This is a genomic window from Pseudonocardia sp. KRD291 (assembly GCF_019263595.1).
Lineage (GTDB): Bacteria > Actinomycetota > Actinomycetes > Mycobacteriales > Pseudonocardiaceae > Pseudonocardia.
Genome location: NZ_JADQDD010000207.1, coordinates 1 through 11,424, shown reverse-complemented (window position 1 = coordinate 11,424; position 11,424 = coordinate 1). Strand labels below are relative to the sequence as shown.

The window sequence follows — 11,424 nt, the reverse complement described above, 5'->3', positions numbered from 1 at the left end:
CTGGACCGGGTCAGTACCGACCGCCCGGTGGTCGTCTCCCACATCTCCGGTCATTTCGCCGTCGCGAACACCCGCGCCCTGCAGCTCGCGGGACTGCACGACGACGCCGTCGCGCGGGACGACGGTCGGTTCCCCCGTGGCGACGACGGGCGCCTGACCGGGATGTTGTGGGAGATCGGGGCCGTGTCGCGGGTGTTCGACCTGATCCCGGCACCGACCCGGGACGAGTTGCGGGCCGGGCTGCTCGACACCCTGCACACCGCGGTCTCGCGGGGCATCACCACGCTGCACGACCTGGGCGTCGGCCTGATCGCCGGGATGACGGAACTGGAGGTGTACCGCGCGCTGGACGCCGCCGGCGAGCTTCCGCTCCACGTCGCCGGGTTCCTGCGGGGCGACCTCCCGGGCGCGGTCGAGGGCGGCTTCGACGCGGGACGGGTCTCCGGAGCCAGGTTCCGCCTCGCCGGCGCGAAGTTCTGGGCCGACGGCTCCATCCAGGGCCTGTCCGCCGCGCTGCGCATCCCCTACCAGTGCCGCAGCGACCACCGCGGCGAGCTGCTCCAGGACACCGAGGCGCTGGGCCGCCTGTGCCGCGACGCGTCCGAGGCCGGAGCACAGGTGGCCGTGCACGCCAACGGTGACGCCGCGGTGCAGGCGGCCATAGCGCCCTGGCGCCCCTGCAGCAGGACCGTGTCGGGCTGGCCCCGCATCGAATCGAGCACTGTCAGGTCAGTACGCACGACGACCTCGCCGCGGTGCATGCGAGCGGGCTCGGCGTGAGCTTCTTCGCCAATCACCTCTACTACTGGGGTGACCGTCACCGGGATCTGTTCCTCGGCCCGCACCGTGCCGCGGACATGGATGCGCTGTCGTGGGCCGACCGGCTGGGCCAGCGCTACGGGCTGCACTCGGACTGCCCGATCACCCCGATGGATCCGCTGCGGACGATGTGGTCGGCGACGAGCCGCCGTACCCGGGACGGTCACGTCCTGGGTGCCCACCAACGGATCACTCCGCTCCGGGCCCTGCAGGCGATGACCGTGGACAGCCACTGGCTCGTCGGGGACGAGGACCAGGTCGGAACGTTGCGCGTCGGCCAGCGCGCCGACCTCGTCGCGATCGACCGGGAGGTCGACACCCTCGGCCCGGACGGGCTACGCGACGCGACGGTGTCGGCGGTGATGGTGGAGGGAGAGTGGATGGCCGCACCCTGACCGCGTGGCCTCTGACCTCATGACACCGCTCGGCGCCGTCGGCCTCTGCGACCCGTCCGGCCGGTGGTGCCGGGTCGGGTCGCCCCGACCCGGTCCGGCACCACCGGCCCGCAACAACCGGGCTCAGCCCGCGTTCAGGAGCTTCGCCAGGCCCTCGGCGAACGTGGTGAGGGCGTGCTCGCCGTCCTCGAGCCTGCCGGCGAGCAACATGAAACTGTGCGGCATGCCCGCGTACTCGTGGGTTTCGACCGCGACCCCCGCGGCGACGAGTGCCTCGGCGTACCGACGTGCGTCGTCCGCCACCGGGTCGATCTCGGCGCTGATGACGATCGAGGGCGGGGCGCCCGCCAGGTTCTCGTCGAACAGCGGCGAGACCTGGGCTGATCGCCGGTCGTGCCCCTCGGGAAGGTACTGGTCGTAGGACCAGGCGAGTCCTTCGCGCGTGAGGAACGGCCCGGCAGAATAGCGGTCCACCGACTCGCTGCTCATGGTCGCGTCGAGCGCGGGACACAGCAGTCCCTGGGCCTTGAGCGGCGGGCCGACGCTCCGGGCGGCCAGAGCTGTCGCCGCTGCCAACATGCCCCCTGACGAGTCCCCGGCGACCGCGAGTGCGGTGGCATCGATCGAGAGCTCGCCGGCGTGCTCGCTGACCCAGCGAAGGGCGTCGAGCGCGTCGTGGTGAGCCGCCGGGAACCGATTCTCCGGTGCCAGGCGGTAGGCGACGGCCACCACACTGAGCCCGCCCCGGACGCACAGAGCCCGACAGAGCCGATCGTGGCTGTCCAGGCTGCCCCGCACGAACCCACCGCCGTGCAGATAGACCACCGCCGGGCGGACGGCCTCGCCGGAAGGACGATACTGACGGGCGTCGACCGTTCCGTGACGGACGGGGATGGCCAGTTCCGTCACCGCACATCCGTCGTCGGGTAGGCCTGCCAGAGCAGCGAGCCCGTCACCCGCTTTTCGATATGCGGTGATCGGAACTTCCCAAGGGACCGCGGGGGGTTTCGCGGCCAGTGTCGCGATCAGTTGACGAACCTCGGGATGCAGCGAACTCATCGTCGCTGACGCCGGTGCGGGAAAGGCCTCGATCCGGCGTCGAAGAATCGGCGCCGGCCCGGGTCGATCATCATGGCTCGACCCGGAAGACCCGGAACTCCACCGTGGGGCCGGGCCGGACGCGTCCCTGCCCGACGAACACGCTCTGGTTCACCCAGGCATATCTCGGATCTCCGCACTCCAGCCGGGGCGTCGTGACGAAGTAGTTGTCTCCGTACTCGGTGCTGCTGGTACCTGTGGTGATCGCACTCAGGGCGGCGTCGTTCAGCTCGAACAGTCCGAGGTAGTTCAGGTAGATGACCGCGCCGTCGTCGGTGGAGAACTGCCCGCGCACATCCAGCCGAGCGAAGCCGTCGTCTCCGACCAGCATCCAGTCGCCGCCACCCTCGCCGGCTGTTCCGTTGAGCCTCTCGCCTTCGACCTTGCCGCCGGTCACCGCGAGGATCTGCCGGAGGCCGTAGGGGCCCGGGCCGCTGACCTGCGGAGGGCTGAGCTGGGCGGTGTAGGTGAGTTCCGGTACGAGCTTCATCGAGCGACCTCCTGAGTTCCGTTCGCCGCGATGCCGGCCGCGGTCATGACCTGGTCGATCCCCTTGGCGATCTCGTCGACCCCGAAGGCGCGGACGACCTCCGCCGGGTCGAAGTACTCACGGAACAGCACGATCTTGCCGTTCCGGATGCGCATGTGAGTGCAGTAGTTGTTGGCGTAGACGTTGTCGTTCAACGAGAGGTTGGCCTCTCCGCGCAGCTCCAGGATGAACAGCTCCGGATCGCTCGTCTCGTGCACGACCGAGGACACGATGTGCAGATCCGGCGCCGCGGTGAAGAACCAGTCGACGAAGTGTCCGATCAGATGCCGACCCGGGACCGCCCGGGGGAGGGGGTCAGCCGCGAACGGCATCTCCCACACTCCGTCGTCTGCGAAGGTGTCCTTCCAGGTCTCCAGTTCTGCCCCGCGCGGTGGACCATCGTCCAGCGCCGCCCAGAACTGCTCCACGACCTTGCGATTCTCACTCTGTGTGCTCATTCCGCCGCCTCCGTTGGCTCTAGCCGGGATGCTCTCCCGAATCGGGTCGGCTCGATAATGCACGGCCTGTTCGGTCGAGTCAACACGCTGTCGATTGTGGGTCGTCGTCCCGCTGCGCGTGCCTGCGGGCCGGGTCAGGGGAACGCACAGGCCCGGGCTCGAGACTCTCCGGCGGTGCGCGAGGTGCCCGGCCGGCACGTCACCGACAGGAGGCTGGTCGGGGGCCTGGCCCCACCGCAGGTGGCGCGGGAACGTCCGCCACGGTACGGCCTAGGCCGCGCTGACCTGCGCTTTCATCAAACCAGACAGCGTGTCGAGTAATTTCAAACGAAGCGTTGACGAAAATCACCGTGCCGTCTAATCTTCTGCCCGGAGACGCCGCGGCCTCGTCTGTCGCCGCGGCACCGACACGAGGAGGTATGTCATGGCGCCCACATCGGACGTTGCGCAGATCCAGCCGGCCGACACCCGCAACGGCGACAGCTACGTCTCGCACCGCGACCAGATCAACTTCACGATGACCGGGGACTTCATGACCGGTGTCGATTTCTGGATCCATGCAACGGGCGAGACGACCAACGGCCAGCTCATCGTGATCGAGAGCGACTGGAAGCACGGCACCGAGCCCGTGTGGCACAAGCACCACCGCGAGGAAGAAGGCTTCTTCGTGATGGATGGTGAGATCAGGATCCACACCGAGACAGGCTCGTACAGCGCCAAGAAGGGCCAGTTCGTCTGGGGGCGCAAGAACGAGCGCCACACCTACGAGGTGGTGGGCCAGCAGGCTCGCGTCCTGGTGATCTTCGTGCCCGGGCCGGACGTCGACCGCTTCGAGACCGACGGCGGCATCGACAAGTACTTCTACTCCGCACGCGACCGTGAGCTCCAGACCGCGGAGCAGCTCCAGGCAGAGGCCGAGAACCTCCGGGTCAACTACGGCCTGGAGATCTTCCCGGAGCTCGCCCACCCCCGCGACGCGAAGGCCTGACCGAGCCCCCGGCGAGCGAACGAGGAGCAACGATGACCATCGACCTGGCACTCGAGACGGTGCCGCATTGGATCGCCGGCGCCGTGACGGCGCCTGCGGACGGTCCACGTCACGAGATTCACGACCCGGCGACCGGGCGCATCGTGGGAACCGTCGAGTTGGGCGGCGCGGACGCCGTGGACAGGGCCGTGCTCAGCGCTCGGTCCGCGGCCGGGGTGTGGGCGGCCACGCCGGCCCCGGCGCGGACGGCGGTGCTGCGCCGGTTCCGGGGACTCCTGCTCGAGCACCGCGAGGAGTTCGCGTCGCTGATCACCGGCGAGCAGGGCAAGACGCTCGCGGACGCCCTGGGCGAGCTGGATCGCTCGATCGAAGCCGCGGACGTCTCCCTCTCCGTCGTCCAACAGCTCAAGGGCGAGTACGCCGACCAGGTCGCCAACGGGGTGGACACCTACTCGTTCCGGCAACCGCTGGGGGTGTGCGCCGGCATCACGCCGTTCAACTTCCCGGCGATGGTCCCGGTGTCGATGTTCAGCGCGGCGCTGGCCTGCGGTAATGCGTTCATCCTCAAGCCGAGCGAGCAGGCTCCCACGGTGGCGGTGCGGCTGGCCCGACTGCTGCAGGACGCCGGCCTGCCCGACGGTGTGTTCAACGTCGTCCAGGGTGGCAAGGACGCGGTCGGCGCGTTGCTGGACCATCCGGACGTCGCGGCGGTGTCGTTCGTCGGTTCGACCACGGTGGCGCGGGAGGTGTACCGGCGAGGGGCCGCGGCCGGCAAGAAGGTCCAGGCTCTCGGCGGCGCCAAGAACCACATGGTCGTGTTGCCCGACGCCGACCTCGACGCCGCGGCGGACGCCCTGGTCTCGGCCGCCTACGGCGCGGCCGGACAGCGTTGCATGGCGGTCACCGTCGCGGTCGCCGTCGGCGAGGCGGCCGAGGCGCTCACCGCCAAGACCGCCCAACGGATCGCTTCGTTGAAGGTGGGGCCCGGCACCGGGCCCGACTCCGACATGGGCCCACTGGTCTCGGATGCCGCGCTCGACCGTGTCCGTGGGGCGCTGCAGCGCGCAGCCGAGCAAGGAGGGCAACTGGTCGTCGACGGTCGTGACCTACCTGCCCCCGGCCCCGGCTACTTCATCGGTCCCAGCCTGGTCGACCACGTGGACGTCGCCAGTGAGTTGTACACCGAAGAAGTGTTCGGACCGGTGCTCAGCGTCGTCCGCGCCGACGACCTGGGCCAGGCCCTCGACATCGTCAACGCCAACCCCTACGGGAACGGCTCGTCGATCTTCACCACCAGCGGGCCCGCCGCGCGGCGGTTCACCCGCGGTGTGCAGACCGGCAGCGTCGGTATCAACGTGCCCATCCCACTGCCGACCGCCTGGTTCGGGTTCGGAGGGTGGGGTGACTCGCGGTTCGGCGACGACGGCCTCAACTACGACGCCTACCGGTTCTACACGCGGGCGAAGGTGGTCACCCAGCGGTGGACCGAGCCGGCGCCCGGTCTCGTCCCGCACTTCGTGGCCTCGAGCAAGTAGCAACGCAGAAACGGGACGTGCACCATGCAGCTCAGCACACCGGCCGACGACGAGGGCGCCGGCCGGCCGGCCGACGCCGACAAGCGCACGGACAGCCCGGAACTCGACCACGTCGGCGTGCTCGTACGCGACCTTCCGTCGGCCGTGACGGCATGGGCCGACAGGTTCGACGTGGGAGTCGTCCGGCGGTTCGAGGCGCCACAGCTCGACCTCAGCGCGGCATTCCTCGACATCTCCGGGGCAGCGATCGAGCTGTACACCCTTCACGACGAGGCCGCTCTCGACCGCGTCCTCGGTGCACGCCCCGCGGCGCTCGATCATGTGGCTCTACGACTGCCGGGACCTGATGGGCCCGTGCTGACGGACTGCCTGATCCGAGGCCCCGGTCGTCCCGAGCCCATCGCGGCGCCCATCCAGCTCGGCGGGGCGATGCATGTGTGGACCGAGCCACCCGGGATCGACGTGCTCCTGCAGCTGATCACGCCCTCGGCCGAGGCGCCTCGCTGAGGCAACCGGTCGGCACCCGGGACCGCAATATCGGCAACCGTAGATCCAGGCCGATCACAGCTCTGAAGCCGATCGCGATCGGCGTTCCGAGGCATCACGTACTCAAGGAGGAGTAGACGATGGGACGTATGGACGGGAAAGTCGCGCTGGTCACCGGTGCGGCACGAGGTCAAGGTCGGGCAATCGCCGTGCGCCTCGCGGAGGAGGGCGCCGACATCATTGCGATCGACTGCCCGGAGAAGGGCACGATTCCGTACCCGCTCGGTTCTCCCGAAGACCTTCAGCAAACCGTGAAGGAGGTCGAGGCGCTGGACCGGCAGATCCTTGCGCACGAGGGGGACATCCGCCAGCAGAAGTCGTTGGACAACCTGGTCGCCGAGGGAATGCAGCGTTTCGGTCGGATCGATGCCGCGGTGGCGAACGCCGGCGTGTGGACGGTTCACCCCTTCGCCGATATTCCCGAGGACGAGTTCCGGGACGTGTTGGACGTCAACGTCCTCGGAGTCTGGCGAACGCTGAAGGCTGTCACGCCGCACATGCAGGAGGCCGGCGGAGGCTCGGTGGTCGTCACCGCTTCCGGCAACGGAGTCGAGGGCTCTCCCGCCTACGTGCATTACGTCGCATCGAAGCATGCGGCGCTCGGCCTGGCGAAGAGCGCCGCCCTGGCCTTCGGCCCGTACGACATCCGGGTCAATTCGTTGCTGCCCGGACCGACCGACACCAAGGCGTTGGACTGGCAAGGCGGTTACGACCTCTGTGCGGGTCGGGGAGTGGGCCAGGGAACCAAGGAAGACCTCCAAGGCGCGAAGAACTGGACCGTGTTGCAGAACGTAGGCCTCTTGCCACCGCGTGCGATGGCCGAGGCGGTATTGTGGCTCGCCTCCGACGAATCCCGATGGGTCACCGGGCTGGAACTCCTCGTCGACGGTGGACATTCGATCATACCGGGCCTGAACTTCGCGAAGATGGCCGCTGATCTTCAGTAGCTGTCGATAGAGCGATGTGGGTCGCACGCCGGCGGTCCGTGTTCTCAGTTGAATCGAGATTCCGAGGAGGAGTAGTGGCACACCCGACCAACCGGCTCTACCGGCTGCGTAGCCGACCCCGTGGCAAGGTCCGCGACAGCGATCTGGAGTGGCTCGAAGAACCTGTCGCGGACCTTGCCGAAGGACAGGCGCTGATTCGCACTCTCTACCTGTCCTTGGACCCCACCAGCCGCGTCTGGATGAGTTCGACACGAGGGTATATGCCCCCGGTCGAGCTGAACGCCGTCATGCGCGGCGTCGGGGTCGGGCAGGTCGTCGAATCACGCCGCGACGACCTGCCGGCCGGCTCGTTCGTGCAGGGGTTCACCGGGTGGCAGGAGTACTGCCTGGCCGATGCCTCCGACCTGGAGGCATCGTTCACGGTGCTCCCCGACCCGCTGCCCGCACCCCTGCACACGTTCCTCGGCGTGCTCGGGCACACCGGGATCACGGCATACCTCGGTGTCGAGATCGGTGACCCCGAGCCGGGGGAGACGTTCGTCGTCTCCGCGGCCGCAGGCGCCGTCGGGTCGATCGCCGGCCAGCTGGCCAAGCAGCGCGGCGCCCAGGTGGTGGGTATCGCGGGCGGTGCGGAGAAGTGCCGGTACGTGGTCGACGAACTGGGATTCGACGCCTGCGTCGATCGGCACGCCGACGACTGGCGCGATCAACTCGACAAGGCCACTCCCCTCGGAATCGACGTCGATTTCGAGAACGCGGGCGGCAAGATCATGGACCATATCCTGGGCCGGCTCAACGTGGGCGCGCGTATTCCGCTGTGCGGAATGGTCGCCGACTACAACAACGATGACGAGGAAGCCGGCCACGCAGGGCTGCCCAACCTCAACCAGCTGCTCATGCAGCGGGTGCAGCTCACCGGATTCATCGTGTCCGACCATGTCGACCGATTCGGCGAGATCATCGGCAAGATCGCTGTGGCGCTCGAGGAAGGAACGCTACGGTACGAGGAGACGGTGGTGGAGGGTCTCGAGAATGCTCGCGATACCCTCAACACGATTTTCTCCGGCGGGAGTCGAGGGAAGCTCGTGATCAAAGTCGGCGACCCGGAGTCGTAGTTGGCATCTGATGCGGGCCGCCGGTCCCGCTGCGGAGTCCGGATGCGTTTCACGACGCGTTGTAAGGACGCAACGGGGCAGCGAATAGGGAAGTGGGTTATCATGGAACAGTGGCGACTACTTCCTCATCCGGTCCTGTCCGGTCGGACGTTCGCGTCGGAAGGCGGCGGCCCACGAAGGGTGATCGGCGCGAGCAGGCGATCCTCGACGGTGCGTACGAGCTGCTGCGTGACACGCCACTTCGCACGGTCTCCATCGACGACCTCGCCAAGCGGGCCGGTCTGTCCCGGTCGTCGTTCTACTTCTACTTCGAGTCGAAGTGGCAGGTTCTGTTCGCGATGCTGGGACCCATCACCGAAGATGTGTTCGGCGCCTCACGGCTCATCTTCGACCGCCCCGTGGACATGACCCCGCAGGAGGCGATCGAGCAGGCTTCGGCGGAGGTCGTGACCGTGTGGCATCGGCACGGTCATATTCTGCGGGAGGTCGGAGACGCCGTGGGCGCCGAGCCCGAGCTGCGGTCGCAGTGGGACTCGATGCTGGGACAGTTCATCGAAGCCGCGGCGGCCGCCATCGAGCGCGATCGGGCGGCCGGGGTGGCGATCGACGGCCCGCCCGCACGATCGCTGGCAGCGGCGCTGATGTGGATGGGCGAGCGCAACCTGGGATTGATGAGCATGCGTAGCGAGAATGCGTTTCGCAGCGAGGACGCTGTCGAGACAATGGCTACGGTGTGGCTGCGTACCATTTTCGGTGTCGGGACCCGAGCCCAGGAGAAGGCCGACACTGTTACCCGGTGACTCAATTCGGGCGCCCGCGGCGGATGTGTGGCCACTCACTGTTCGCCACTCGGGCGTATCCGGGACGACTGCGGTCACGCTGCATGCCTGGTATGGCGGTGCCCACACTTCGGACGCAACGAATTGTGCCGCGCCTCAACCAGGACCGGGCATAATGTGTTGTATGAGAGCGGCAATTTATCGGACAACCGGGCCGGCGCCGGACGTACTCGAACTCGTCGAATTGGATGTGCCCGACCCCCGGGCGGGCGAGGTACGCGTCGCGATCTCGGCTTCCGGCGTGAACCCCACGGACTGGAAGGCCCGCGCCGGACTCACCGGCCGCGTTCCCGACGATTTCCAGGTGCCCCATCACGACGGCGCCGGCCGGGTCGACGCGATCGGCCCGGGGGTCACCGGGCTCGCCGTCGGCCAACGCGTGTGGCTCTACCTCGCCGCGGCCGACAACCTGTACGGCACGGCCGCGGAGTTCGCGGTGGTGCCGGCGAGCAAAGTGGTCCCGCTCCCGGACAACGCATCGGACGAGCTCGGCGCCTGCCTCGGTGTGCCCGCACTGACGGCGGCGTACTGCCTGGGTGGTGATCCCGGCGCGGTACGAGGGCGGACGGTCCTCGTCGCGGGAGGCGCGGGAGCCGTCGGGCACTTCGCGATCGAGTTGGCGAAGCATGCGGGTGCCCACGTGGTCACGACGGTCAGCTCCGAGGCGAAGGGCGATCTGGCGCGTGCCGCAGGCGCCGACCTCGTGCTGAACTACCGCGAGGAGGACGTCGCGGAAAGGATTCTGGCGTCCGTCGGACATGTCGATCGAGTCGTCGAGGTCGCGCTGGGAACGAACATCGACATCGACGCCGCCGTCATCGGACCCAATGCCACGATCGCCGTCTACGCCGGGGAGTCCGAACAGCCCAGGATTCCGATCCTGCCATTGGCGGTAGTCAATGCGTCGATTCAGTTCGCGCTGATGTACACCGTCTCCGCAGCTGAGTTCGAGCGGGTAACGGCATGGACGAACTCTGCCATCGAGGCGGACGCGCTGTCCGCTCTGCCCGTCTCCGAGTACGAGCTCGACGATGTCGTCGCCGCACAGGTGGCCGTGGAGAAGGGCGCGATCGGAAAGGTGCTCGTCCGTCCGTGAGTACCGGGCCCGTCCGGACATCTGCCGGCGGACGTCCTCGCACGGGAAACGGTGTCTTCGCACGGATTATGTCGCGTGCGAGGGCACCGTTTCTGGTGCGAAGCCGGGTCTAGCCGCGCTGCGGCCGAGGAAGTGGGTGGTGTGCGGGCAACGTACTTGCCGCCGAGGCCACCCGGACCGGGTCGCGAACCGGGCGGCCCTGCTCGGCGAGCTCGCCCTCGTGTTCGGAGACATGACCAGCCGACAGGCGCTGGACCTGCTGGTCCCGAACGGAATCGTCGCCGGGAGCATCGACTCCTACGACCGGGTCGAGAACAACCCCGACGTGCAGGCGGCCGGGATCTTCGTCGACATCGCCGGCGACGACGGCGTGAGCTACCGGGCGCTGCGTTCCCCGTGGCACGCCGCGGGCGTCGCCGCGTCCGCGCCCCGACGTCCGGCGCCCCGGGTGGGGCAGCACACCGGCGAGATCATGGCCGAGCTCGGGTACGCCCCGGCGAGCATCGCGCCCCTGTCCCGGCGCGGGATCGTCCGGACCGACCTCTCCTGACACCGATCGGTCCGGCCGTCGGTAGGTTCCTCCCGTGACGGGGGCGGGGTTGGTACGACGTCTCGGGCTCGGCGACGCGGTGGTGATCGGTCTCGGTTCGATGCTCGGGGCGGGGATGTTCGCCGCGATCGGTCCGGCCGCCGCCGCGGCGGGCAGCGGTCTGCTGGTCGCACTCGGGGTGGCGGGAGTGCTGGCCTACTGCAACGCGACGGCGTCCGGTCGGCTGGCCGCGGTGTACCCCGAGGCCGGCGGCGCCTACGTCTACGGGCGTCGGCGTCTCGGTCCGATCCGGGGGTTCCTGGCCGGGTGGGCCTTCGTCGTCGGCAAGACCGCGAGCTGTGCGGCGATGGCGCTGACGTTCGGCGCGTACGTGTGGCCGGAGAGTCCGGTGGCACCGGCCGTGGCGGCGGTGGCGGTGCTGACCGTCGTCAACTGCCTGGGGGTGTCGAAGACCGCCGGGCTGACCCGCGCCCTGGTGGTGGTCACGGTGCTCGCGCTGGCCGCGGTCG

The 11,424-nt window shown here is 68.7% G+C and carries 14 protein-coding genes; 11 read left to right on the top strand and 3 right to left on the bottom strand.

Going from position 1 to position 11,424, the window contains the following annotated elements:
• Both I4I78_RS33485 and I4I78_RS33480 read left to right on the top strand, forming a co-directional pair.
• A partial coding sequence (locus I4I78_RS33485) for an amidohydrolase family protein (protein WP_218613642.1) occupies window positions 1–780 on the top strand: 780 nt, incomplete at its 5' end.
• Entirely contained in the window at window positions 669–1,214 is a 546-nt protein-coding gene (locus I4I78_RS33480; RefSeq protein ID WP_218613643.1) for an amidohydrolase family protein, read from the top strand. The genes I4I78_RS33485 and I4I78_RS33480, both read left to right, overlap by 112 nt.
• Window positions 1,215–1,337: 123 nt before the next feature.
• Here the strand turns inward: I4I78_RS33480 and I4I78_RS23465 are convergent, their stop codons facing one another.
• From I4I78_RS23465 to I4I78_RS23455, 3 genes are all read right to left on the bottom strand, one after another.
• A complete protein-coding gene (locus I4I78_RS23465; RefSeq protein WP_218613641.1) occupies window positions 1,338–2,273 on the bottom strand; it encodes an alpha/beta hydrolase in 936 nt (311 codons plus the stop codon).
• A gap of 70 nt (window positions 2,274–2,343) precedes the next feature.
• On the bottom strand, window positions 2,344–2,802 hold the full coding sequence (locus I4I78_RS23460; protein WP_218613640.1) for a DUF3237 domain-containing protein: 459 nt from the start codon (window positions 2,800–2,802) through the stop codon (window positions 2,344–2,346).
• Entirely contained in the window at window positions 2,799–3,299 is a 501-nt protein-coding gene (locus I4I78_RS23455) for a nuclear transport factor 2 family protein (protein WP_218613639.1), read from the bottom strand. The genes I4I78_RS23460 and I4I78_RS23455 overlap by 4 nt, the downstream gene beginning before the upstream one ends.
• A gap of 424 nt (window positions 3,300–3,723) precedes the next feature.
• Between I4I78_RS23455 and I4I78_RS23450 the strand changes: the two genes are divergently transcribed.
• From I4I78_RS23450 to I4I78_RS23410, 9 genes are all read left to right on the top strand, one after another.
• Window positions 3,724–4,287 carry a cupin domain-containing protein gene (locus tag I4I78_RS23450; protein ID WP_218613638.1) on the top strand — a complete coding sequence of 188 codons (564 nt, stop codon included), beginning with the start codon at window positions 3,724–3,726 and terminating at the stop codon, window positions 4,285–4,287.
• A 32-nt stretch (window positions 4,288–4,319) separates the two neighbouring features.
• Window positions 4,320–5,822 (top strand): CoA-acylating methylmalonate-semialdehyde dehydrogenase, encoded by a 1,503-nt coding sequence (gene mmsA, locus I4I78_RS23445; RefSeq protein ID WP_218613637.1) that lies wholly within the window; start codon window positions 4,320–4,322, stop codon window positions 5,820–5,822.
• Window positions 5,823–5,846: 24 nt separating this feature from the next.
• Window positions 5,847–6,329, top strand: coding sequence for a hypothetical protein (locus I4I78_RS23440; RefSeq protein ID WP_218613636.1), 483 nt, complete (start codon window positions 5,847–5,849; stop codon window positions 6,327–6,329).
• A gap of 119 nt (window positions 6,330–6,448) precedes the next feature.
• Window positions 6,449–7,315 (top strand): mycofactocin-coupled SDR family oxidoreductase, encoded by an 867-nt coding sequence (locus tag I4I78_RS23435; RefSeq protein ID WP_218613635.1) that lies wholly within the window; start codon window positions 6,449–6,451, stop codon window positions 7,313–7,315.
• Between the two features lie 74 nt (window positions 7,316–7,389).
• Window positions 7,390–8,430 (top strand): NADP-dependent oxidoreductase, encoded by a 1,041-nt coding sequence (locus tag I4I78_RS23430; protein ID WP_308252306.1) that lies wholly within the window; start codon window positions 7,390–7,392, stop codon window positions 8,428–8,430.
• A 110-nt stretch (window positions 8,431–8,540) separates the two neighbouring features.
• Window positions 8,541–9,230 carry a TetR/AcrR family transcriptional regulator gene (locus I4I78_RS23425; protein ID WP_218613633.1) on the top strand — a complete coding sequence of 230 codons (690 nt, stop codon included), beginning with the start codon at window positions 8,541–8,543 and terminating at the stop codon, window positions 9,228–9,230.
• A gap of 163 nt (window positions 9,231–9,393) precedes the next feature.
• Window positions 9,394–10,365, top strand: a complete 972-nt coding sequence (locus I4I78_RS23420) for an NADPH:quinone reductase (protein WP_218613632.1) — start codon at window positions 9,394–9,396, stop codon at window positions 10,363–10,365.
• The gene (locus I4I78_RS23415; protein ID WP_226380292.1) at window positions 10,301–10,915 is read left to right on the top strand and encodes a CoA transferase; all 615 of its coding nucleotides are present in this window, start codon (window positions 10,301–10,303) and stop codon (window positions 10,913–10,915) included. The genes I4I78_RS23420 and I4I78_RS23415 overlap by 65 nt, the downstream gene beginning before the upstream one ends.
• 100 nt (window positions 10,916–11,015) lie before the next feature.
• The coding region (locus I4I78_RS23410) for an amino acid permease (protein ID WP_255567170.1) at window positions 11,016–11,424 on the top strand (409 nt) is incomplete at its 3' end.